The sequence below is a fragment of the Leptospira kirschneri serovar Cynopteri str. 3522 CT genome (assembly GCF_000243695.2).
GTDB classification, from domain to species: Bacteria; Spirochaetota; Leptospiria; order Leptospirales; family Leptospiraceae; genus Leptospira; species Leptospira kirschneri.
Genome location: NZ_AHMN02000007.1, coordinates 221,018 through 244,950, shown reverse-complemented (window position 1 = coordinate 244,950; position 23,933 = coordinate 221,018). Strand labels below are relative to the sequence as shown.

At 36.4% G+C, this 23,933-nt stretch carries 25 protein-coding genes; 19 read left to right on the top strand and 6 right to left on the bottom strand.

The genetic code is table 11. The features are described from left to right. Positions 1-150: 150 nt before the first annotated feature. Positions 151-759 carry a hypothetical protein gene (locus LEP1GSC049_RS216300; protein ID WP_016560716.1) on the bottom strand — a complete coding sequence of 203 codons (609 nt, stop codon included), beginning with the start codon at positions 757-759 and terminating at the stop codon, positions 151-153. Between the two features lie 240 nt (positions 760-999). Between LEP1GSC049_RS216300 and LEP1GSC049_RS216305 the strand changes: the two genes are divergently transcribed. The 3 genes from LEP1GSC049_RS216305 to LEP1GSC049_RS216315 all read left to right on the top strand — a co-directional run bounded on the left by LEP1GSC049_RS216305 (position 1,000) and on the right by LEP1GSC049_RS216315 (position 2,669). Beyond that, positions 1,000-1,803: an SDR family NAD(P)-dependent oxidoreductase gene (locus LEP1GSC049_RS216305; RefSeq protein WP_004757449.1), complete on the top strand. Its 804-nt coding sequence runs from the start codon at positions 1,000-1,002 to the stop codon at positions 1,801-1,803. A gap of 9 nt (positions 1,804-1,812) precedes the next feature. After that, positions 1,813-2,235 (top strand): SRPBCC family protein, encoded by a 423-nt coding sequence (locus LEP1GSC049_RS216310; RefSeq protein WP_004756301.1) that lies wholly within the window; start codon positions 1,813-1,815, stop codon positions 2,233-2,235. Positions 2,236-2,297: 62 nt separating this feature from the next. Further along, positions 2,298-2,669, top strand: a complete 372-nt coding sequence (locus tag LEP1GSC049_RS216315; protein WP_004756380.1) for a hypothetical protein — start codon at positions 2,298-2,300, stop codon at positions 2,667-2,669. 16 nt (positions 2,670-2,685) lie between these two features. Here LEP1GSC049_RS216315 and LEP1GSC049_RS2000000228935 read toward each other — a convergent pair whose 3' ends face one another. Continuing rightward, positions 2,686-2,820: a hypothetical protein gene (locus LEP1GSC049_RS2000000228935; RefSeq protein ID WP_269745910.1), complete on the bottom strand. Its 135-nt coding sequence runs from the start codon at positions 2,818-2,820 to the stop codon at positions 2,686-2,688. A 172-nt stretch (positions 2,821-2,992) separates the two neighbouring features. Here LEP1GSC049_RS2000000228935 and LEP1GSC049_RS216320 point away from each other — a divergent pair, with 172 nt between their 5' ends. The 12 genes from LEP1GSC049_RS216320 to LEP1GSC049_RS216375 all read left to right on the top strand — a co-directional run bounded on the left by LEP1GSC049_RS216320 (position 2,993) and on the right by LEP1GSC049_RS216375 (position 17,102). After that, on the top strand, positions 2,993-4,063 hold the full coding sequence (locus LEP1GSC049_RS216320; RefSeq protein ID WP_004757459.1) for a DUF1574 domain-containing protein: 1,071 nt from the start codon (positions 2,993-2,995) through the stop codon (positions 4,061-4,063). 851 nt (positions 4,064-4,914) lie between these two features. Beyond that, positions 4,915-6,234, top strand: coding sequence for an LIC20035 family adhesin (locus LEP1GSC049_RS216325; RefSeq protein ID WP_016560698.1), 1,320 nt, complete (start codon positions 4,915-4,917; stop codon positions 6,232-6,234). Between the two features lie 650 nt (positions 6,235-6,884). Further along, positions 6,885-7,499 (top strand): LIC20036 family protein, encoded by a 615-nt coding sequence (locus LEP1GSC049_RS216330; RefSeq protein WP_004756277.1) that lies wholly within the window; start codon positions 6,885-6,887, stop codon positions 7,497-7,499. Positions 7,500-7,708: 209 nt separating this feature from the next. Then, positions 7,709-8,683 carry an AAA family ATPase gene (locus tag LEP1GSC049_RS216335; RefSeq protein WP_004756283.1) on the top strand — a complete coding sequence of 325 codons (975 nt, stop codon included), beginning with the start codon at positions 7,709-7,711 and terminating at the stop codon, positions 8,681-8,683. A 5-nt stretch (positions 8,684-8,688) separates the two neighbouring features. Then, entirely contained in the window at positions 8,689-9,519 is an 831-nt protein-coding gene (locus LEP1GSC049_RS216340; protein WP_016560689.1) for a DUF58 domain-containing protein, read from the top strand. Continuing rightward, complete coding sequence (locus LEP1GSC049_RS216345; protein WP_004759955.1) at positions 9,516-10,385, top strand: LB_053 family protein; 870 nt, start codon at positions 9,516-9,518, stop codon at positions 10,383-10,385. The genes LEP1GSC049_RS216340 and LEP1GSC049_RS216345 overlap by 4 nt, the downstream gene beginning before the upstream one ends. Beyond that, on the top strand, positions 10,382-11,320 hold the full coding sequence (gene batA, locus LEP1GSC049_RS216350) for a VWA domain-containing protein BatA (RefSeq protein ID WP_004756478.1): 939 nt from the start codon (positions 10,382-10,384) through the stop codon (positions 11,318-11,320). The genes LEP1GSC049_RS216345 and batA overlap by 4 nt, the downstream gene beginning before the upstream one ends. After that, positions 11,317-12,360, top strand: coding sequence for a VWA domain-containing protein BatB (gene batB / locus LEP1GSC049_RS216355; protein ID WP_004756439.1), 1,044 nt, complete (start codon positions 11,317-11,319; stop codon positions 12,358-12,360). Before batA ends, batB begins: the two co-directional genes overlap by 4 nt. After that, positions 12,357-13,055, top strand: a complete 699-nt coding sequence (batC, locus tag LEP1GSC049_RS216360) for a TPR repeat-containing protein BatC (RefSeq protein WP_004756308.1) — start codon at positions 12,357-12,359, stop codon at positions 13,053-13,055. The genes batB and batC overlap by 4 nt, the downstream gene beginning before the upstream one ends. Next, entirely contained in the window at positions 13,052-14,695 is a 1,644-nt protein-coding gene (locus tag LEP1GSC049_RS216365) for a BatD family protein (RefSeq protein WP_004756509.1), read from the top strand. Before batC ends, LEP1GSC049_RS216365 begins: the two co-directional genes overlap by 4 nt. After that, entirely contained in the window at positions 14,692-16,515 is a 1,824-nt protein-coding gene (htpG, locus tag LEP1GSC049_RS216370) for a molecular chaperone HtpG (RefSeq protein ID WP_004756278.1), read from the top strand. Before LEP1GSC049_RS216365 ends, htpG begins: the two co-directional genes overlap by 4 nt. A 59-nt stretch (positions 16,516-16,574) precedes the next feature. Continuing rightward, a complete protein-coding gene (locus tag LEP1GSC049_RS216375; RefSeq protein WP_016747909.1) occupies positions 16,575-17,102 on the top strand; it encodes a hypothetical protein in 528 nt (175 codons plus the stop codon). Here the strand turns inward: LEP1GSC049_RS216375 and LEP1GSC049_RS216380 are convergent. Then, positions 17,083-17,574, bottom strand: coding sequence for a hypothetical protein (locus LEP1GSC049_RS216380; RefSeq protein WP_004756460.1), 492 nt, complete (start codon positions 17,572-17,574; stop codon positions 17,083-17,085). The two genes, LEP1GSC049_RS216375 and LEP1GSC049_RS216380, sit on opposite strands and share 20 nt — an antisense overlap. Positions 17,575-17,794: 220 nt before the next feature. Continuing rightward, positions 17,795-17,956 (bottom strand): hypothetical protein, encoded by a 162-nt coding sequence (locus LEP1GSC049_RS2000000228295; protein WP_004756479.1) that lies wholly within the window; start codon positions 17,954-17,956, stop codon positions 17,795-17,797. Between the two features lie 53 nt (positions 17,957-18,009). On the opposite strand from LEP1GSC049_RS2000000228295, the gene LEP1GSC049_RS216385 reads away from it, so the two are divergent. Next, complete coding sequence (locus tag LEP1GSC049_RS216385; RefSeq protein WP_004759826.1) at positions 18,010-19,602, top strand: PhoX family protein; 1,593 nt, start codon at positions 18,010-18,012, stop codon at positions 19,600-19,602. A gap of 7 nt (positions 19,603-19,609) precedes the next feature. Here LEP1GSC049_RS216385 and LEP1GSC049_RS216390 read toward each other — a convergent pair whose 3' ends face one another. After that, positions 19,610-19,954, bottom strand: coding sequence for an STAS domain-containing protein (locus LEP1GSC049_RS216390; protein ID WP_002179716.1), 345 nt, complete (start codon positions 19,952-19,954; stop codon positions 19,610-19,612). Further along, entirely contained in the window at positions 19,951-20,850 is a 900-nt protein-coding gene (locus LEP1GSC049_RS216395) for an NAD(+)/NADH kinase (protein WP_004756338.1), read from the bottom strand. The genes LEP1GSC049_RS216390 and LEP1GSC049_RS216395 overlap by 4 nt, the downstream gene beginning before the upstream one ends. 191 nt (positions 20,851-21,041) lie before the next feature. Here LEP1GSC049_RS216395 and LEP1GSC049_RS216400 point away from each other — a divergent pair, with 191 nt between their 5' ends. From LEP1GSC049_RS216400 to LEP1GSC049_RS2000000229055, 3 genes are all read left to right on the top strand, one after another. Next, positions 21,042-21,962: an ATP-binding protein gene (locus LEP1GSC049_RS216400; RefSeq protein WP_004767873.1), complete on the top strand. Its 921-nt coding sequence runs from the start codon at positions 21,042-21,044 to the stop codon at positions 21,960-21,962. Further along, positions 21,959-22,450 carry a hypothetical protein gene (locus tag LEP1GSC049_RS216405; protein ID WP_016560753.1) on the top strand — a complete coding sequence of 164 codons (492 nt, stop codon included), beginning with the start codon at positions 21,959-21,961 and terminating at the stop codon, positions 22,448-22,450. Before LEP1GSC049_RS216400 ends, LEP1GSC049_RS216405 begins: the two co-directional genes overlap by 4 nt. A gap of 1,219 nt (positions 22,451-23,669) precedes the next feature. Further along, a complete protein-coding gene (locus LEP1GSC049_RS2000000229055; protein WP_016747906.1) occupies positions 23,670-23,933 on the top strand; it encodes a hypothetical protein in 264 nt (87 codons plus the stop codon).

Below are 23,933 nucleotides of genomic sequence, written 5' to 3'. Positions count from 1 at the left end.
AAGAATGAACCATCTGAATCGTTTCAAGCTGATTATTTTTACGATTTTAGAAAACAATTTGCGGTAAAAGTTTATTAGGCGGAGGTCTTTTCCAAAAATTTTAATGATAAAATACTTTGTCTGAACAAACATAAATTCGAAAAAAAAGATTTAAGGAATGCTTAAATACTCACAAAATCGTAATCCTTTTTTAGTTCGAATAAAAGTAAATTTCCTCTGCAGATCCCCTTCTGAATTGGAAGTTGGTTTTTGAACGGTTACTAAAACAGCATAGACCTTTGTAGTATTAAATTCTTCTTTTGAGAGAATGCAAGGACGATTGAATCGATCTGGAATTGGATCTTCCAAATCGATTTTATAGTTGTTTGGATTTAAGAGTTTTGTTTTTATCTCGGCATTTAAGAATAGGGGCTTGTCTTTTTCCAAAAAGGTATCAATTGATATATAGGAAAGATCGGAATACAATTTATCATAATTCGAATCCTGATATTTCTCCAATCGGGATTCTTCTTCCGGAGTATTGGTCAAACACTCCGGACAATAAATGCAATTCGTAGAGAGCCTTTTTGTTTCTTTGAGATCGTCTGTAAGAATTGAATTTGCAAATTGGATCCATACTTTTTGTATCTCTGATTCGGTTTGATTTTTTGAATCGATAGGATTCGGAATCTCGTTCAGATTCAGTTTATAAAATATTAAAAGACCTGCGATTGAGATCATCAACGAAAATAGAAGAATTTGGATTTTATATTTTTTCATAGTTTTTAGAAATTAAAAACGGAGTTTTTTGAGTCGGTTAATAACAATTCTATAAAATAGATTTGTTTGCATTTCATCAATCTTATATTTGATAAACAGAGTCTTTTCCATGATTCTGTTTTTCTTTTTTCAGTGAAAACAAGGAAGGCGTTTTATGCTGGAGGAGGTAACGGAATGTTCTTCTTTTCGCTTGAAAAAATCCTTGAATCCTTCTTTCTTACGTTGAGAATGCTCCGTGATATGAATCCTTCATTTTGGTCGGGTAAAACGATTGTATTAACTGGTGGTTCTTCTGGAATCGGCGAGGCGATTTTAGGGATTCTATCTAAATTAGATTGTACTTTGATCAATCTTTCTAGAACTGAACCGAATCTTTTAAAACAAAAAAAAGGTATCGCCGCCGATTTGATTCATATTTCTACTGATTTAAGTTCCGAGAAGGAAATAGACAAAGCGGTTAAAAAAATTTCTAAAGATTATAGAGGGATAGACGTTTTATTTGCAAACGCTGGTATTACAACTCATTCTCGTTTTGATTCTACTCGGATTGAAACTTTTCGCAAAACCTTCGATATTAATTTTTTCGGTCCTATTTATCTCATTCAAAGATTATTACCTCAGATCAAACTGAATCGAGGCTCTGTAATCGCTACGTCTACTGTAAGCGGGCTCTACGGGATTCCAGGAAGAAGCGCTTATTCTTCTTCTAAGTCCGCGTTACACTCTGCTTTAGAAGCGGCAAGGATCGAACTTTCCGAAGAAGGTTTGTCGTTTATCATTTTTTGTCCTCCTTATACTAAAACAAAACTACGTTCTTCCGGTTTGGACGGAGACGGAAACGTTTTGAACGAATCTCAACATCCTAATAACAAGATTAAATCTCCCGAAGAAGTCGCGTCTAAGATGATCGATTCTGTAGAAGATCCAGAATCTAGATTGGTCATCATGGACAGTTCCGGTTTTTTTCTAAAATGGCTGAGAAATTTTGCACCCGCATTTTTAGAAAGAACTCTATTCAAAAAACTTTATAAAGATTTTCACTAGAAGGAAAGCATGGAAACGAGAAGTATTGTCAAAGAATTTCAATTTGATTATCCTCTTATGAGGGTCTGGAATGCGGTTACCGTAAACGAAGAATTGATTCACTGGCTTGCAGATAAGGTGACTGGTCGTCCTAAAGAAGGGGCGAATTTTGCTTGGACTTGGAGACTCGGAATGGAAGGAGATCTTACGACTAACGGTATTTATAAAAAGATAATTCCTTTTAAAGAATTGATACTACTTTGGCAAGATCATCCTGCGGGAGAAATAGAATTAAAATTGGAATTTCATTCTTTAGGTGAAGATTCCTCTAAATTGATAGTTACAAATTCAGGTTATCCGCTTGGAGATAAGTATGACGTATGGGTAGAAGCTGCCTCTGAAGGTTGGGAGGAAGAGGGAAAACATTTGAAGGACTATTTGAAAAAATCTTGAACGCCTAAGGCCTCTTAAAAGGATGGTAAAAAGAACCTATTAGGAAAAGGTGATTTTTACCTGTGGAACTACCTGAATTAGAGACTTACTTTCAAACCCTCACTGATCTTACTGATGCGATTGCGGTTGTCAATTCTCCTTACGAATCAGATTTTGATTTTGATATAGGACAGTTAGAACAATATTTTGTGGACATCACTTCCAGACCTTGGGAGACTTCGGATAGAGATTACTTCAATCTTTTTTCCAGCCACTTTACGTTTCATACTAAGATCGTGGAAGAAATCATTCATGAAGCGAGAAGAGTTTTGATGCCTGAAAGAAGAATGTATGTAAAACGTTTGGTTGCCTATCATAAACACGCGGAAGAATGGTTTGCCGAGTTGCAAAAGAAACGCAGACAATTCTTTCAGAAAGATATGGTGACTGCCTAAGACATTCTTTCACTTTCTATAAAATTTGAGCCGGTGTTCCTACCGGCTCTTTTTTTGTGATTTGTTTCAAACTCCAATCTCTTCTTGCCAGAACGTCCTTTGTTAGAACTGATCTCTGCGAGGTAAAAACGTCTGGTTTTACGAAACTCATTGTTGTAACTGAGAGAAAGTGATTGATGGACCAGGATTTTACAGTTGAATATAATTTTATGTGAGTTCCCACATTTTAAAAATAGAAGTCGAATCCTATGTAGTAGTTCCTACAATGAGTTTCAAAAAATTTTTAGTTGCAAAAAGTATAATTTTATGACCTGGAGAATCTCTTGAAATCAAAACCGTTTCTTTGGTACCCAGTTCTATTATTTTTTGCGATTTTTTTGTTCGATAAACTTTTCTTTTTGGACCAGGTTCGGGATTACGTAAAACAAGAATTTACTTATATCTATTACGACGTCAAAAAGGAACTTCTCAAAGAGATCGTTTCCAAATATGGTCCCAACGGAGAATATACTAAAAACCCCGAAAAGAAGAAAAAGCTAATGATCCTTATGGGATCTTCTAGAATGCTCTATTTTCAAAATTCAGATCTTTTGGCGTTTTATCCGGATTGGGATATTTATAATCTTTCTTCCGCGGTTACTACTCCGGCTTATTATTTATACTTTCTCGAAAAACTCGTAAAAGACGGAGGGGTTTATCCCGATCTGATCGTGATAGAAACGGATCCGTTTCAGTTTAATAAGAACAGCACTACATTCAAAAAATCGAATTTAGCAAATAGTTTTGATCCTATCTTCATTCTAAAATATGCATGGACTTTTGGAAAAGAAAACGTGAATTATTACTTTGCGAATTTTCTTTTCGGAGTTAGTTACAATAAACCTTATATAGGAAACGTTATCAAACGTTTCAAAAACGAAAATTCTGCAATGGGTGAATTGCTAAAAACGATGACGATCGCCACTCTAAAGTCTGATAAAGGAAATGCAATCTCTCCGGCGGGCGCTTATGTGGAAAAAGATTTTGGTAAAATTCAAGAGTCTGCACGTAAAACGATCGGTTGGATCTATCCTTCTTATGCTCCTTCTCCAATGCAGTATGAATTTTATAAGAAAATTTTTATACTACAAAGAGAAGAAAATCTAAGGATCTTATTCGTAAAGCCTGGGGTTTCTCCTCCTATGGAAAAGGTTTTAGAGGAATTAAAAATTCCTGAAACTTGGTTGCAGAGAATAAAACCGATTCATGACGATTGGAAAGTTCCTCTTATCGATATGAGTAAAGATCCTTACTACGCTTGTAATTCTTACGCAGACAGCGGACATATCTCTTTGGATTGTTATCGTCCTTTTATTCGATTTATTTTGCTTCATTACTATTTAGATCCAAAATAAAAATTGAATTTCTAAAAGTATGAGCTTCTGTTCGCGGAAGCGATTTTACTGAGTATAGTCGTCACTGGGTTGTGGTAAGTTAAAAGAGAAGAGTTTTGTTGAGTTTAGAAAATTGTTGCACCTGAGTTTTTAATTTGCCAAGATTCTCTTTTTCCTAAATTCACATGATTAAAGTTTAAACTATTAAATAAGTATTTTATTACGTAGTTCTAAGTAACGTGAGTTCGACATAAGAAAACCGGGGCGAATCCGGCTTGCCACAGGCAGCCGGACCGGGCTCTTAGCTCTGGTCAATAAATTGCATACAGGAAACATAATACAACAATCGTCTTTAGATTCAATTTATTGACCCCGCATCGATCCCTTTCGCGTTACGCCCTGCTCACGTTAAGTAGAATCAATCCACGGTTTCAGTTTTGAATAAAAGTTAAAATATGAGATTCTTAACCGATATTACTCGGACGCATAAATAACGTGAATTAATGCGAAAGGGTCGATGCGAGGGAACTCAAGAATACTTTCTCAAACTAAAGCCGTCGAACTCTCTAGGGCGATCGAAGTAACTAAAGTCTTTGAACTCTCTGACTCATAACTATATAATATAGTACCTATTATTTTGTATGGGATCAGTGTTTTGTGATAAAATTAAAGGTACTCAATTTTATAGAGATCAGTAGAATAGTGTGATTCTACATTTTTGTAAGAATGTACGGTTTTTTGGGTATGATTTTCGTAAAGCCTCTTATAGTTTTATAAATGGATCACTTTCGTTTGTGACTTCGGATTTTCTTGACTTTTGAATTCTATTTTTTTACGTTTGTGAGAAGTTTTCAAACTTTTAAGGAATAATGATGAAACGATTTTGTTTGGCTATTTTTGCGATTGCGATTTCTTATTGTAACTCCACTCCCAATGTGGAAAACAAAGGTAAAGATTTAGAAGTTCAAATTCTTCCTCCAAATATTCGTGTGGAAAAGTATAAAGAAACTTTCAACATGAAAGCGGAAGGTCCGGTTGTCACTGATTGTAGTGGTAAACCTTGTTCCCCCGAACAGTTGGACGGTTTAAAACCGGATCAAATCAAAAAGTTTAAAAAGAACGGAACTTGGAAAGAATATCAGGAAAAAGAAGATTCCGCTACGAAAAAGAAAGTTTCTGTTCTGATTCGAACCGGTGAATATAAGGATGATAAAAGAGAAGGTTCTTGGAAAACTCTTTACGAAACCGGTGAGGTTCTGCGTGACACTCCTTACGTAGGTGGTGTAAAAGAAGGAGAAGAAAAAAAATTCAAAAGAGATGGCGTTCAAACAGAGAGTATTACTTATAAAGCTGATAAAAAAAACGGACCTTATTGGAAAAAGAATAACGAAGGTTTAATGGACGAAGAAGGTTCTTACAAGGATGATCTAAAAGATGGTCTTTGGACGGAATATTATGCGGACCCCGGTCAGAACGGCGCTAAGAAAAAAATTTCTAACTATTCCAACGGCTTGAAACAAGGTCAGGAAACTTCTTATCATAAGGACGGAAGTACGGTTCAAAGTGAAGGTTCTTACAAAGACGATCTGAAGACTGGCACTTGGAAAACCTATTATGACAACGGTTCAATTCAGATGGAAGGAGGTTACAAACCTAAGTTAGAACCCGGAACCGAAAAAGAAAAAGATCCGAAAGAAAAAAAAGCGCTTCGTTCCGGTTATTGGAAAGAATATTATAAAAATGGAAATGTATTTGCAGAAGGCCAGAGAGAACATACTCGGAAAGGAGTTTGGAAATTCAACTGGAGCAATGGAAATCCCGCCTATAAAGGCGAGATGATGAACGAGTTTATGATGTCCTCCGCCGAAGCGTATAACAAAGAAGGACAGTTGATCGGAAAAGGAAAACTTCAGTTTTCGATTATGAACATAGACGAGGCTACAAACGAACTCAAAGCGAGCTATAAACCAGACATTCCGTTTACGTATTATAAGGATGGTAAAAAACAATTCGAAATCGTAAGCGATTCTAAGGCAATCGAATACGACGACAACGGTTCTAAAATCGGAGAGGGGGCCATCATGATCGGAACGAATAAGAAAAACGGCTGTTGGACGGTTGGTTCTGGAAAAGTATATTACATCAACGGAAACGAAAACAAAAGAATGGGGGAGATGCAGGGTTGTAAATAACCAATCGACGATTTAGTTTAGAAAACGTCTTATTTTTTTTAAGTTCAAAGGCGTTTTCTAAACAACCGTCTTATTGTATTTGAGAGCTTTTTATATTCAAGAATTTATATATTCTCATTTAATTATGTGACTTCGGTATATCTGTTTTTCGTAAAAAATAAATATTTGTAATGCGACTGAATCTGTGGGAACTCTTACAAATACCAATTAAACTTTGAAAATTGTGGGAACTACTATAAAATACAAAAAGAATCATTGTCCAATCCAATTTTTGCACAAAACCGCTGTTTTGCGACCATCATTAAAATTCGTTTTAATGTGAGTTCAGTTGAGAAAGATTTTTCTAAAAGTATGAGTTCCCACACTTGAATACGACAGTTATAAACTTCTTTTTTAAATCGTGGTAGTTCCCACATTTAAGGAATCGATTTATAAAGTTCAGATTTCACTTTTTTCAGAATCATGATTTCTTACGTCCTACTCACGTTAAATTATTGGATTGGTTGCTCTGTATATAGTTCCGACTAAAACCTAAAAATACAGTAGTTCCTAGTTTTAGGCTTTCCAGTAATCTCTTGATAAAAATTTCCTAAAACAAAAACCGGATTTTAGGGGAGAACGTTTTTTTAGAACTTACCGATAAATGTCGTATGAACACTGAAAATTCTTTTCGATCCTTTTGGAAACGAGACTTGGTGATTTTTATCCCCACAGCGATTTTGTTTTTTATTTTGGGTTTTTATTTGAGAAACTGTGGTTCGGGGATTCAAAGAACCGCAAAGGTGACGTATAACGGATCTTTTACGCAAGGTATATTGGTTTCTATAGATTCTAAGGTTTTAAAAATCACCGAACCGGATCAGGAAATTCAGACGGATCTAATCGAAAAGATAGAATTTATAGCTGAAGAAAAATCTTCCGACTCTGCCGAACTTTCCGCAAACGATAAATTATTCGTAGGCACATATCAATTGAACGTAGGTCCTCACAAAGGAACCCTTCAATTTTTTGGCGGAAAAAACGGAAAACTCTACGGGGTTCTAAAATTCTCAAACTGGGGAAAAGGAAAATCAGAATTTTTGAATGGAGTTTTTACGAAAGGAAATCAAATCCAATTCGTTCGTTCTTGTGTAGGTATAAAATGTTCCGAGATAGGTAGCAACGTTCCATTTTCTCAAAGATACATAGGAGTTTTAGAAGGCAGATCGATTTCAGGCACTTACCGAGGTAATAATAGTTCCGGCAATTGGGATGCAAAAAAATGACACAAAATTAATGACTAAAGGATCAAATCTTCCCCTTCGAAAAATAAGTAGCGGATCTATATTTTAAAAAATTAAGATATAATGGATTGGTATCGCTGGGAAATTTTGTGTTGCAGTTCTGTCTTCTGTAGGAGCTACATCGTGGTGACACTGTTCTTAGATCTCTGAATTCGCTTGAAGCAGATCTTAGGTTATCGAATTCTTACCTTATGGAAAAAGAAACACTGGAAGACGCCAGGATTAAACTGGAAACTCTTAAACAAGAGCTGGGAAAAGAAATTACAGGACAGGATGAGGTTATTCGAAACGTATTGGTTTGTCTGATCTGTCAAGGGCATGTACTTTTGGAAGGGATGCCCGGACTCGCAAAAACATTACTTGCAAGATCACTTGCAAGTGCGCTGGATTTAAATTTCAAAAGAATTCAATTTACACCGGATCTTTTACCTGCCGATCTTGTCGGAACAGTAGTGTTCAATCCAAAAACTACAGAATTTGAAACTAGAAAGGGACCAGTGTTTACCGGAGTTTTACTCGCGGACGAAATCAATAGAGCCCCGGCTAAGGTTCAGTCTGCTCTTCTAGAAAGTATGGAAGAAAAGACCGTTACGATTGGAGACAAAACTTATAAACTAGATAAACCGTTTTTAGTAATCGCAACTCAGAATCCGATCGATCAGGACGGAACCTATCCACTTCCCGAAGCTCAGATGGACCGATTTTTGATGAAGATCAACGTAGATTACCCCACTTTGGAAGAGGAAGTTTCCATTTTGGATCAACACGGAAAACTAAGCTCGGCAAACGGAAAGATCAAAAAAACCGTTTCTTCCTCCGAAATTTTACGGCTATCTTCTATGCTCGACGAAGTATTCATCGAAGAAAAGATCAAGTCCTACATCGTTCGATTGGTTCGAAATACAAGACCGGAGGAAAGGACCATTCCGGAACTCATTCCGTATATCCGACACGGGGCTTCTCCGAGAGCTTCTTTAAGTATATTAAAAAGTTCTAAAGCAAATGCCCTTTTGAGCGGCAGGACGTACGTGACTCCGGAAGACGTAAAAATGTCTCTTGTGGAAATATTAAGACATAGAATACTACTCACCTTCGAAGCAATTTCAGAAGAATTGAATGTAGAATCTTTGATCCGGACCGTTGTAGAGGCGACTCCGGTTCCTTAGTTTGTATGATCCGTAAAGAATTCTTATCAATTTTATCAAATTTGGAGTTGGAACGTAAATCCCGTTCTTTTAAAGTAAAGGCCGGAAATGCGGAAAGCTCTAAACGAGGAAGGGGACTGGATTTTAAAGATGTAAGACTCTACGATTTTGGGGACGATACAAGACTGATCGATTGGAACGTAACATCTCGTTTTGGGGAATTGTATGTAAGAGAATTCTACGAAGAAAAGGAAAGGCAAGCCATCGTTTTTTACGATGTATCTTCTTCTATGGAATGGGGTTCGGGAGAATTTTCTAGAGCAGAAAATGCTTTTCAGGTTTTAGCTCTTATCTCTTTACTTTATGTACAAAAGGGAAATCGGGTTAAGATCGTTCTCTATTGTGATCGGGTGGAATGGGAAACTGATTTTTTACGTTCCAGAAACGAACTGCTTCCTGTGTTACGAAAAATTTCTTCTAAAGAATTGATTCCTCGAAAGTCGGAACCTCTTTTACCATTTCGGTATTTGAAAAATAGAGTTCATAGATACGCGGACGTATTTTTGTTAAGCGACTTTATAGGAATCCACGGTTTAAAAAAATGTTCTAGCCTTAAAAAAAACTATTCTCTTCACGCGGTTCGTTTTAGAGATCCTTTAGAGATAAATCCTCCTAAATCACTATTATCTTTTTTTTATATTAGAGATCCGGAAGAATCCAGCGGAGGCCTTTTAGGAAAAAGTCTTTCTCCGGAATTCGAATTAAAATCGTTACGTTCTTTTTTTCAGACCTCTCTGTTAAATCTGACGGAATACGAATTAAAAACCAAAGACTTGATCCGGTATTTTTCGAAATGAAAAAACAAATTCGAATTATAGTATATTTTTATATCTTAATGTTTTCTTTCCATTTGGCTGCGGAGTCCGTAGAATCCGTTTTTCCGGAAAAAGGTTTGGTCGCTGAAAAGATCCGATACCAATTAAAATGGAATTTAGAAGAAGTAAAAGACATTCAAATTCCGGAAATGGGAATCCATTTTTTAGAAGATTCTCCGGATATACCTTGGTTTGAAATTTTATATTCCGAGAAAAAAGACAACTCCCTTGTTGTGGATTTCGTTTTCTATGTTACGGGAAAATTTACGGTTCCGATTTTTTGGACAGATGCCAACGGAAAAAAAGAGTTTTCTAAAAAGGAAATTCTGATCGAGTCTTCGATTCCGTCTTCGGATACGGGACCCGCGGATATAATTCCACCTCTGACCTTTTCGGGATCGTATTGGGGAAGATTGTCTATCCTTTTGGCCCTGATCGGTTTTTTGATAGGATTTGGTATTTATGCTTATCATATTTATACGAGTAAAAAATTTCCTTTGGATGCGATTATTCAAGTAGAGCCAACTTTGGAAAAGGTTGAAATTTACGAGATTCGATTGAACGAACTTTTAAAACGGGAATCGATTTCGGCCCGAGACTTTTCTAGATTATTATCTTATTATATTCGAGAAAAGTCATCTAATCTTTCCGGAAAACAAACCTCTTCTTTTACGGAAACGGAGCTGTTCCGTTTTTTATACGATCAATTCCCTTTTGAAAAACAAGAACTTATGGTTTGGAAGGAATTTTTAACCGAAAAAAAGTTTAGACCCGAAGACGTTCTTTTATCCAAGGAAGAAGCTCAAACGAAATTCTTATATTGGAAAGGGATTTGGGATCAAAAATGAATTTTGAATATCCTTACGCGCTTCTGCTTTTGATTCCAGTTTGGGCCTGGACATTTATATATTATAAAAATAAAATATACTTAAAAAGAATGGAGATCCGTTTTCCGGGAAGAAGAGAGGGCGCTTTTTCCAAATTCGAGAACTTAGGAAAATTTTTGCCGATACTTCGCCCGATCGCGATTAGTCTGATGATACTTTCTCTTTCCGGACCAGGTAAAAAAATTACCTTTCTACCCGACGAAAAAGAAGGAGTGGATATAATAATCGCTTTGGACGTTTCAGGTTCCATGTCTAGAAGTAGGGATTTTCTTCCGGAAACTAGATTAGGAGTTTCTAAAAAACTATTAAGAAGATTTATCGAAAAAAGAAATAACGATCGTCTTGGTTTAGTGGTTTTTGCAGGCGCTGCTTATTTACAAGCTCCTCTCACTGGTGATCGTGAATCGTTGATTGAAATTTTAGGAACCATAGAAGAAGAAACCGTAACGGAGCAAGGAACCGCGATCGGAGATGCGATCATTCTTTCTACGTATAGATTGAGACGTTCTAAGGCTCGTTCCAAAGTGATCGTACTCATCACCGATGGAGTTTCCAATACGGGTAAAATCGATCCGGTGACAGCGACTGATCTCGCGGAGCAAATCGGAGTAAAAATTTATTCTATCGGAATTGGAAAAGAAGACGGTTCTTATGAAATTAATTTCCAAATCTTACAGGAACTTTCTGCCAACACAGGAGGTAGATTTTTTAGGGCAGAAGATCCGGAGGAAATGAAAGCAGTTCTTTCTTCGATCGATTCACTTGAAAAAGACCCTCTGCAAAGTCCTCCCAAAGAAATAAGAGAAACTGAATATGAAATCTGGCTCTACAGAGCCTTGGCGGTTTTACTTTTAGATCTGATATTACGCGCATTTTTTCTGAGATATTACGTATGAATCAAGAGTTTTCTGCCAATTTAAAGAACGTTTTTTTTGCTCTTGTGGTTGTATGGGCAATATATTCGGTTATTAGAATATTTATAATTTCTAAAATAAAGGAATGGAGAATTTTTTATCCAGGTTTGGAGCGTTCCTCTTTGTTTCCGGATACTCGTTTGGTATTGATAAGAATTTTATTGATCTTTGCGGTTTTAGTCTGCGTCTTTTTTGCAGGCTTAAAAACGGAAATGAAGGACGAAAAAAAGGAAGAATCTTTCAAAGGAGTGGATATACTCTTTTTAGTGGACGTAAGTCTTTCTATGCAGGCGGTAGATAGTTCTCCCACTCGTTTGGCTAAGTTTAAAGAAGTATTACTTAGGATGTTGCCTTCTTTGTCCGGAAACAGATTTGGAATGATCGTATTTGCCGGAAGTCCGTTTTTATATTGCCCGATGACTTCGGACGTGTCCGCATTTTCGGATTATGTGCGGGGATTGGATGTGGATATGGTAGGGGATCGTGGAACCGATTTGAGTCAGGCTTTTGCAAAGGCGGAAGCGTTGCTTCATTCCGAAAAAGTGTTTCGAAATCGAATTTTGATTTTAGTGACCGATGGAGAAGATCAAAACGATCCACAGACTGTTTCCTTTCCGGCGAGTTTTCAAGTTTGGGCGGCCGGAACGGAAGGCGGAGGTCCGATTGTTTATAACGATGAAAACTCTGGTTTGAACGGTTTTCTTTTGAAGGACGGAACTCTAACTTCAAACTCTAATTCCCCTGAAATCATTCATTCTAAAATGAATCGAACTTTTTTAAAAAATCTCGCGGATAAAAACGACGGAAGTTTTTATTCACTGGATTCAAATCCGCCCAGCTCTACAATTTTACAAAAAGAAATCTTTTCTTTAGAAGAAAATTTATATTCTAGAAAAAAGGATCTAAAACGTGCGGAAGGTTCTGGTAAATTTTTATTCGCTGCCGTTTTTTTCTTATTATTGGATTGGATTTTAGTGGAATTTTTTCTGTTTTCCGGACGGAAATCGAAAGTTGTGACATGAAACAAATTCGTATATTTAAATATTTTATAATTCTAATTAGTTTAAGTCTAACGGCATCTTTGTATTCGATCGAATTGGATCCGGGCGGGAATCGAGTCGGAGAAGGTTTAGAATATTATAATCAGGGAGAATACCTGGAATCTTTGAAAAGGTATCAGGAAGCAGAACCTTATTTTCCTGAGGATTCTAGATTAGAATTCAACCGTGGAACTGCAGAATTCAAATCGGGTAACATCGATAAGGCGATTCGTCATTTTGAGAAGTCCGCAGATTCCACTTCTCCCGAAGTTCAATGGAAATCCAGGTTTAATTTAGGAAACAGTTATATGCGCGCCGGAGATCGTAAAAAAGCAGCAGAAGAATATATCAAGGCCTTAAAACTCAATCCGGATTTAAAGGAAGCCAGAAAAAATTTAGAATATCTTCGTAAAACCCCACCTCCTTCTCAAAATTCTAAAAATTCAGATCCGCAAAATCCTAACTCTAAAAAGGAAAATCGTTCTAAAAATCAAACGGATTCCTTCTCCGATAAAAAACAGAAAAACGGTCAGAACGGAAAGGAGAACACGGATGGTTCACCTAATAAAGAAGATCGCCTTACTAAAGAAGAAACGGAAAGGATTTTGGATTCTTTAGATTTAAATAAGGTACGCAGAAAAAGCGGAAGAACCAAAGACAGAGAGGTTTTCTGGTGAACCGATTTTGGATTATCCTTTTTTTATTTTGGATCGGTTCTCTTTCTGCAGAAGAGGCTAAATTTTACGTTACGCGAAACACGTTCCCTCTCGGAGAAGAATCTTATGCCGTTTTTGAATTGGATATGAATTCCAGATTTTCGATCCTTCAGAAATCTTATTCCAATTCGGACGTTTCTGTGTTTTACACGGGTTCGGAAGAGAACACTACATTTATCAATTTTCAAGTTTTTAGAAAAAGGCTTTTGAAGTTTAGAATCCAGGCTTCCAAACAAGGTGTGTTTACACTTCCAACTCTCAGCATTGAAGTGGACGGTAAAACGTTTTCTCCTCCTCCTTTAAAGATTCAAGTATTAGAAAGATCTAAAACTGCAAAAAGAGGAAGAGGTTCTTTTTTTGATCGTTTTTTTCGTTTTGAAGAAGAAGCTGTACCTGAAAACGCGGATTTGAAAGTACTCTTTCAAACGAGTAAAAAAGAGGTTTGGGTCGGAGAACCTCTTATCGGTTATTTTACTTTGTATTATAGGGACGTGCGTAAACCTTATTTCGATCGAAATCCTGCTGACTCCATTCGTTTTCCGTATTTTCGCAGTGAGGTGATTTCCGGAGTTGCGGTAAAAGTTCCAGATCAGGTTTTATATGAAGGAAACGTATATGATATTGCGGTATATAACAAAGAAGTTTATTCTTTAATTCCTTTGAGAGCGGGAGAATTTCAACTCGGTAAAACCACCTTCGCTTTAGAAGGTCAGCTTCAATCCTACTTCAACGTAAAAACGATTCCTACGACTCCCAATCAAATCCGTGTAAAAGAACTTCCTAAATTTGAGGGGAAGTTCAGCGGAGCGGTAGGTAAGTTTAAAACTCATGTAAAGATCGAAAACGATCCAAAGACGATCCAAGAAGGAGAAACCTTGTATCTAAAACTGACGATCGAAGGAGAGGGGAATCTTTCTTCTGTGACGGAACCGATTTCCAATTGTAAAGAAGGAAGAAATTGTATTCCAGAAGTAACGTTGTATGACACTTCTCGTTCTTGGAAATTCACTGAGCTGGAAAACGGAGGATATGGTTTTTATTCCGTAGCCCGTTTTGAATATGGCATTCCGATGAGAACCGTGGGAGTTTGGAAACAAGAACCGAAGGATTTTATTTTTTTCGATCCAGATGCGAGAACGTATCGGACGGTTTCTTTTGAGATCCCTTCTGTAAACGTTTCCGTTCGAACGGACAAAAATTCTAAAAGCCGAGAACCTTCCGAAGGAAACCGGATTTCGGATTTATTTTTTTCTTTTCGATTTTTATCTTTCGTTTTTGTACTTTTATCTTTTACGATTTGGTTTTATTTTCAAAAATCAGATTCTACTTTTCTAATATCTCTTCCAATTCTTTTTCCGATCTTAGGGGTTCCCATTTTAAAAGAACTTGACTTACAAACGGGGACTAAAAGAGGCTTGGTATTGAAGCAGTACTTGCTTTCCAAAGGGATTTCTGAAGAGGACGTTTTCTTTTTATTGGAAATTTCAGAAGCCAAAGCTGGTTTTGCAGAACTTGCGCTTCAATTGAATCGAAAGGATAAAATGACTCTGTTACGTATCGCAAATTTTATTTTGAAAAATAAAGTGGAGAAAAACTTATGAGCGAAGAAATCAAAGGAAGAATTTCCGTAGAAACGGAAAACATATTTCCGATCATCAAAAAATGGCTCTATTCCGAAAAGGACATTTTTATCAGAGAACTTGTATCTAACGCGAGTGATGCGATCACTAAGTTAAAGAAAATTGCATTCTCCGAAGAGTTCGAAGGGGGTACCGATTATAGAATCGATTTAGAATTTGATCAGGAAAAAAGAACTCTGACAATAGAAGACAACGGAATCGGAATGAGTTCCGAAGAGGTTCAAAAATACATCAATCAAATCGCGTTTTCGAGTGCGGAAGAGTTTGTAAAAAAATTTCAAGGGGAAGGCGCCAAACCTGAAATCATAGGACATTTCGGATTGGGTTTTTATTCCTGTTTTATGGTTTCTACAAAGGTGATTTTAGAAACTAAATCATATCAAAAAGGTTCCACCGGAGTGGTCTGGGAAAGTGAGTCCGGAACCGAATTTTATTTACGTTCTTCGGATAAAACCACCAGAGGGACTAAAATTACTCTTCACTTAGACGCAGATTCCGGTGAATATCTAGATCAGTGGAAACTCAAAGAACTGATCCGTAAATACTGCGATTTTCTTCCGGTTCCAATCTACGTCAAAAACGAACAGGCAAATAAACAAACTCCTCTTTGGTCCGAAACACCTTCTTCCGTTACCAAGGAAAAGTATGAGGAATTTTATAACTATCTTTTCCCTTTTTCGGGAGAACCACTTTTTCACGTTCATCTAAACGTGGATTATCCGTTCCGTCTTCAGGGAATATTATATTTTCCTAAACTAAAACACGAGTTAGACGTAAATCAATCTGGAATCAAACTCTATTGTAATCACGTATTTGTAAGCGACGACGCGAATGACTTGGTTCCTAAGTTTTTAACTGTACTCAAAGGAACTATTGATATTCCGGATCTTCCTTTGAACGTTTCCCGCTCCTATCTGCAAAGTGATCCTTTGGTAAAAAAGATTTCTGCTCATATCGTAAAAAAGATAGCGGATCGTTTGAACGAGGAGTTCAAAAAGAATGAGGAAGAGTTTAGAAAAAACTGGGATGAGGTTTCTATTTTTGTAAAATACGGAATGTTGACCGACGACAAATTCTACGAAGCCGCAAAGGATCTGATCTTTTTCAAAACTTCTAATGGTGAAATTGTCCGTCTAGAAGACTATTGGAACAAAAACAAGGAAAAGAATAACAACAAAGTATTTTATACTTCTGAGACTTCTTCCGTATATATGGACTTGCTTAAGTCTCAGGGACTCGAGGCGATTTTAGTAGATTCTAGAATCGATTCTCACTTTATTCAATTTTTAGAATCTAAAAATCCGGATATGAAGTTCCAGAGAGCCGATTCTGAACTTGCCGAAGGAGTTGTGGATAAGGAACATTCTTCTCCGATCGTAGATTCGGATAACAAAACAGAGGCGGACCGGATTCGAGAATTTTTCGAAAAGATACTAAAACGGGACGGACTGGAAATTAAGGCGGAACCTCTCAAAGCGGAGACTGTACCCGCGGTGGTTTTACTTCCGGAACATCTGCGCAGGTTGAACGAAATGAATATGTTAGGTGGTCAGAAACCGCTCGATCTTTTAAAAAATCATACTCTTGTAGTCAATACTCGTTCCTCTCTCGTGAAGAATATTTTAGGTTTATCTAAAGGACTTAGTTCGACTAAGGCGGATAAGTTGGCTAGAACCGTGTACGATATGGCACTTCTTTCCTCTAAAATATTTGATGAATCTGAATTTTCCGAATATCTAAAGAGGACTACGGAAACTTTAGAAGAGTTGAGCGGCACTTAAAAAGCCGGAAAAAAGACTTGGAATTTTGAAGTCGATCCGATACATATACTGTGCGTTTTATGGATCGGCTTCAAATACAAATTCTTATCATTTTCTTTTTTTTCTACTGGGGGCCCTTACTCTCTCAAGGAACACAAAGTTCTGCCGGGCCCGTACCGGAGGAAAACGCAGATATTCATAAAAAAGATGCAAGCACTCTGGATAAGGAATACTATGAATACTATTTCCGAACCATTCCAGACGTAGGCGCGCTTGAAAAAGCGAAGTTGGAATACAATCTGATCCGTTCTTTTAAATTAGAACTTAGAAAAAGGGAACCTTCTATAACTCAGGATTATCTGAAACAGATCAAAGCTGCCAGTATCCGTTATGAAAGAGTAAATCCGGATTCCATTTGGATGCGCGGTATTCGAAATCAAATGCAACATATTCGATTTCAAGAATATATGTATATCGTGATATACGATAAGTATTTTTTATACATTTCCTACGAGATCAATCCTTCCCGTTACGTGATGGAGCCGTATCAAGTACAGTTGATCTTTCAAAAAGAAAATCCTTTTTTTATCAAACTGCCCGATCCTTGAAAATTCTATAATAAAATCCGATAGAGAGTAAAATTACGGAAAAACAAAGTCCGATTTTAGAAAACATTTCTAAAAAATCAAAATCGTTTATAGATAAAGAATTCTTTTTGATTCTGGCCAACATACGAATTTTTCCGAAAGTTTCTAAGGTTTGTATTCTTACCTCTATGCTGTCTCCTACTCGAAGTCTTTGGTGTAAATTTTCATCCACTTGTTCCGTAATTTCGTATAACTTTCCAAATTCATCCGGGACCCTATAAGAAACTAGATAAGCCCTTCCTCCGGATTTTTCTATACGAATCGATTCCGTAAGAGTACCGAAAACGGTAGAACCTGGTTCTTTTAATTTTTGATAGATCTGATCCAATTGTTTGTTTTCAGAGTGAATGAATAGAAAAAAAGGAAGGAAAAATAAAATAGAACCAAAACCAATCGTAAATAGTATTTTATAAAATGGAGTGGAATACTTCATGAAAGAGTTCTAAACTGTTAGTTTTCAATTCCTTCGGATTATTACAATCAAATAAAATGAATCTGTTTTTGCTTTGTATTGATAAACAAAAGGGTATCTTTATTTTTAAAGAAAACGATGAAGAATTTAATTTTTGGATCTACGAAATCCTTTGAAAGATTTTAATCATATTTAACGTGAGTTCGACGTAAAAAAATCTAGCTATGCGAATCCGGCTTGCCTATGGCAAAACCTGACCGGACTTTTTAGCTCTGGTCAATAAATTGTATACAGGATAACAATCTTCTTTAGTTGCTTCGAGCGCTCGTAGAAGCGAGACGGCTTTAGTTTGAAAGAGCCATTCTGCTTTAGTTCCTCTCGCATCGATCCCTTTCGCGTTCATTTAATTTCGGAAATTCAGGATGCTACTTTTGAGAGTTTTGAAAATTTAGACGTATGAATTTGTCCAGATCTCAATTCTTAAGATATTTAGGGAAGGGTGCTGCTGCTTTGGCTCTTGCAAGATCCGGAATTCTTTCTTCTTCTCCAAAACCTTTGAAGTCTAAACGGAACAAGTTTCCAAAATTTCAACCGATTTCTCCGAGTGAACAAGACTCTTTGATCTTACCTTCCGGTTATCGATACAATACGATCGCTCTTTATGGAGATAGGATCAATGTCCAAGGAGACACGTTCGGTTTTAATTCGGATTTTAATTGTTTTTTTCCTTTAGAAGGAAAGAAGGATACGGGTCTTCTTTGGAACAATCATGAGACTTTAGGAACATTAGAATATTATGTAAACGGATACGACAGCCAAAAACAAATGCCGAATGTTAGAACGGACAAACAGATCGAACAATATCTATATGCGTTAGGCGGTTCCGTAATTCATATCTATAAAAAGAAAGGAAAATGGAATCTTAACTCCGATTCCAAATACGGAAGAAGAATTCACGGTCTTACTGAATTTCGTCTAACGGGTCCGGCGGCTGGAAGTACTGCAGTAGGAAATACGAATCGGGTTTTTGGAACGTTTGCAAATTGTGCGGGAGGACTAACGTTTTGGAATACGGTGCTTTCTTGCGAAGAAAATGTGGAATGGATTATCGAACCTTGTAAACTTCCCCACGAAACCCATTATGGCTGGGTGATCGAAGTGGATCCTTTTGATCCTAAATCTGTTCCTGTAAAACATACCGCACTGGGAAGGTTTGCACATGAAAACGCGGCGCTTGTATTATCTCCTTCCGGAAAATTAGTGGTATATATGGGAGATGACGCTAGGGATGAATTTGTATATAAATTTGTGTCCAAAAAATCCTATGATCCTTCTTTAGGTGCAAAAAATTCCACTTTACTGGAGGAAGGAATTTTATACGCCGCGGATTTTAACAATGGAACTTGGATTCCATTGGATTTGGAAACCAATGAAACATTAAAAAATTATAAAACAGAAAACGGTAATAGACAGTTTGAAACCCAAGCAGACGTTTTAGTGCATTGTAGAGCCGCCGCAAAGATTTGTGGCGCAACTCCGATGGATCGTCCAGAGGATATAGAAATTCATCCTTTGGATGGAACTATATTTATAGCCATGACAAACAACGATAGACATGGAAATTTATTTGGTCAAATTTTACGTATCCGAGAAAAATCGGGGGACCACGCCGGTTTAGAATTTGATTTTGAAGTATTTATTGCGGGTGGGAGTAAATTTGCCGCTCCGGACAATCTTGCGTTTGATAAGGAAGGGAATCTTTGGGTTGTTACGGACATTTCCGCAAAAAACTTAAACAGATCTGTATATAAGAAATTTGGAAATAACGGATTGTTTGTGATCCGGACCGATAGGGCGTATCAATTTGCTTCTTCTCCGGTAGGAGCTGAGTTGACTGGGCTTTGGTTTACTCCTGATCAAAAGGAATTATTTCTTTCTATACAACATCCGGGAGAAACCACAAAAGATTATGGAAAACCAACCAGTCACTGGCCTCACGGAGGAGACTCTATACCTAGGTCTGGAGTAGTTGCAATTTATCTAAAGTAATTTGATCTTATTTTGTAGCCGCTTCGAGTGCCTGGGTTTCCGTGTCAAAATGAATGAAAGGTTTCCAGAGTCCTAAAAGGTTGAATATTTGAATCACTTTTTCCGAGGCTTCCGTCAAAAAAAGTTTTTTACCGTCGTTTGAAAGTTTGTGTTTTAGTTCAAAGATGGAACGTATTCCGGAACTGGAAACATACTTCAATTCGTTTAGATTTAGTATTACTACGTTCGGATGAGGGGGATCTATGATTTCGGTTTTAAATTCGGTAAAACTACTTTCATCCAATCTTCCATCTAACGCATAGACGAAAATTTCCGTCGAAATTTCTTTCTTTTTAATCTTCAATTGACTCATGACTTACGAACCACTACATGTAATTTTTTTTGAGAGAGGCTAAATTCAGCTTTTGCTCCGGGGGGAAAATCGTAAATCGTTTCCGCAAGAGAATCGATTGAAATTCCACCTTTCATTTCTGAAATTAGGTTAAAGCTGTCGGTAACCGTAAAGTGATCGAGAATATACCGAGTATGTTCCTTTTTTCTAAGCTCTCTACAATAGACTTTGAAAAAGGGAGATTGTTTATCAAAACTTGTATCTGTATTCTCGCAAGACATGACCCAACCGGTCGAACCGGCGCCTGTGTACACTAAAAGTCCGGAACATTTTTGTTCTTCCATTTGATTTTGATGACAGATTAAAAAACGGCTCGTTAGATCGGGGCTATTGTTTCGGATCGAAATTTCACTGATTCCCCTAAGAGTGTTTATTTTTCTACCATCCGGATAATGGATTTTGACTTCGATCAAGGGCCATTCTTCTAAGATCGTATTTTCCCAATTTGTTTCGAGAGCCTTTTTAATATCTTCTACATGAAAAGAAAGAAGAGCCCCCACCGATGTAGGCGGATCGGAATTACAACCTAAAACGAGAGTATCAATAGCGTGGTGAGCAACAAAGGTAAAATGATTGTCTCCTCCTAACGCGATTACTAGATCGTAATCGGAAGGAGGTTTTTGTTCCAGGTCTTTTCTAAAGATAAAATCCCCGTTTGGAAAAAGACGTTTCAGAGTTTCACGATTAGAAATTTGTCTAAGATGCGATTCGTGAATTCTCGTAAAAGAGTCATTTTGAATTTTATAAATTTTTTGGATTTTTTCAATAGATCCCCATTCTTCTAAATCCAGTTCGAACTTAGTTCGTTTGCCTAAAATCAGGATTCGTTGGGCCGTCTTTAATCTATTTAAGGACATCCTGATACAAGAAAACAGATTTGTTTTAAATGATCGAGATTTTTTTAAAGGATGCAGAAAATGAAAGATACATTTTGTTTTTTCAGTGTGACTAGAATTATCACTTGAATCCATAACATCTCAAGTTAGTTTAGAAATCGGCTGTGCTACGATTGAAAATATGAAATATAAAGACGAAAAAAATTACTTTTATGTCCCAAGAAGAGAAACGAATTCGAGAATTAGAAGAAGAAAATAAAAAACTCAAACGGCAGATAGAAAATACGGCACATTCTCCTTATCTGAAAAAGGGAATGGCAAATGTTCGGTATTATGTCAGAGTCTTTCGAGAAGAAATCGTAACCAATGAAATCCTAGGAAGAATTGACGAAAGTTTGGGAACACTGTATGAAATCAAAAATTTTGTTCATCGTTATTCTTTGTTAGCTGGATTAGATCCAGATACGATCAGAATTATCGCGACCGAAGCGATTCAAAACATCGTGGAACACGGTCATGGAAAATACGCCGAAATCGAATTAGAATTACATAATGAAGTTATAAATCCGTTTTTTAAGATGTCTTTCAAACACGAGATGCAGCCAGGAATGAAATACACTCTTTCCCAAATCAATGAAAATGTGAAAAAGGGGGACGTCTCTTCTGAACATTTCGACATAGAAAATTCCCGGGGTAGGGGAGAATTTTTGATGAAAGAGCTGGCCGACGAAAGAAGGATATTAAACGGAGTGGAAATTACACCCGAAGGAAATAAGATGCATTATTTCAAAAGGGTTCTGATCAATTATAAAGATCCAAAAGGTCCGAGGGATGTAACGAGTTTTGATGAAATTAAGGAAGAGATCGATCGCCTGGATCCGGAAGAAGCGCTTTGTTATTTTCATATCGATCATAGAAAAAGTAAACTATCTTCGGTTACGATTGTGGTCGCTTCTTCCAGAGAAACTAAACTTAGAACTATGATGGAAACATCCGGTTTTTATCTTGTCCACAAAGACAAATACTATAGGGCTGTATTTTGTTCTTTTGAGCCTACGAAGGAATTTACTTCTTCTGAACTTGAGAACCTTTTTGAAAAAATTCGCAAACAAGTTGAGATCGAAAAAGAATGAGCGATAAATCCGAAGAGAGTTATTCTGCGAAGGACGGAGGATTTCCGTTTTATCCTTTTCAGGATTTTTTGTTGGGAGAAGTTATATTTAAAACTTTGCAAGAAGATGGGGTTTTGCACCAAGACGTCGAAGACGCGGTTCTTTCTCATCTACCTTCCGATAAAAAATGTTTCGTGTTTACTCCTAACGCGAAAAAACAAACCTTACTTAATCTTTATCCTGAAAAAATTCGAAGTCTTTTAAAAACTGGTCAGGAAGAAAAAATCAAACAAGAATTTCTTAATATGATTCAAACTGAAGGAAAAATGGATCTTGCTTTGGAACTTTTAGAATGGTTATTTACCGGTTTTGAAGAAAGAAGAAAATTGTTAAACGAATTGTTCTCTTTGTTTTTAAATGATAAAATCCCTTTACGGGACAACTTTTTGGATCGTTTGAAAGTAAACTACGAAGCAGAAGTTTTGAAAGATCTTAAAAATTTAGAGTAAAGTAATTTTTACGTAAACGCGTTTTGAAAGTGGATTCTTTATGATGTTTTGGGTCAGTTTTAAATCTTCAATCTGAAATCGTAGTATTATATAGTTTAACGTGAGTTCGATGTAAGAAAATCAGAGCGAATTCGGCTTGCCATAGACAGCAGGACCGAACTCTTTCGCTTTGGTCAATAATTGTATGCAGGAAACATTATACAATCATTGTCTTTAGTTTTAATTTAGAACGCGATCCATAGAGAGCGTTCTGCTGAGTTTCAAACGCGATCTGTCGAACGACCTAAAACGCTTTCTGTTTTAGCTTCTCTCGTATCGATTCCCTTTTGCGTTAACTCACATTAAATTAACGTGAATCCATGATTTACTTTCCTGGAAAAGTTGGGATCTGAATTTTATAAATCTATTCTTAAAACGTGGGAACTACCACGAATCACAATTTTATGGATGAACTTTGGAATTGTAGGAACTCATACAAACTTCAATCGAAAAAAATGAATAGAGTTGTTGAAAAATTAATTCTTGATCTGTTTGTATTGGATTGAAATGGACAATTGAAGCAATTTTACGAATCTTCACTATGGAATTTTTCAACAACTCTAATGTTTAAAAATTCGTAATGTGACTTAATTTGTGGGAACTCTTACAAGTTGAGATTTTACGGTAAAACTTACAAAACCCAACTATTTTGCGTAGATTTATTGTCAACTTCTGAGGAGTGAACATTATCGAATTAGAAATTCATTTTATGTAACTACTTCAGGTTTATCTTGTTCAACTCCTAAATCAAAAAATTCGATATAATCTTGAAAACACAATTTTGTCGAGAAGTATGTATGTAGGGTAAAAGGAGAATAATGGCTTCTATATTTTAAATTTTTTAATAAAGTGATTTAAATTATTTACAAATATCACATTTTTATCATTATGACTAAAATTGTAAACCAAGCCGTAATACTTAGAAATAGTGTTGCGAGTCTTTATTTCAAAAATTGTTCGATTATAAAATATGAATACTTTGTTATATAGTTATTTAGTAGGAAATGAAAAAATACTGGTGAATGAGTAGAATAAAAATTGAACAAACATTTGTAAAATACTGAATATAACAATTATAAAAAGAATGAGCCCCTTTTATATTCGATTTCGAAAAACTGAAAATAAATTTTATTTCGGATATAAAATCGATAATTTTAAATAAATTTTTAAGAGGTAAAAAATGAATAAGATTTTGTGTTTCGCCACAATTCTAATTTTAACAGTAGGTTGCTTTACCATTGGTAAAGTGGGGTATATAGTTCCCGCGCCAAACGATAAACGAGGACTTTTGGGCGAGATTTTGGGTGAAAATTGTGCATTCATAGTTACGAATATATTGAACGATATGAATCATGATTTAGTGAATAAAGGTAAATCAGATCTTACGAACGTTGGTGTGGAATTTAAGAATAGCAATTGTGCTCAAACAAGGAATTTAAAATAA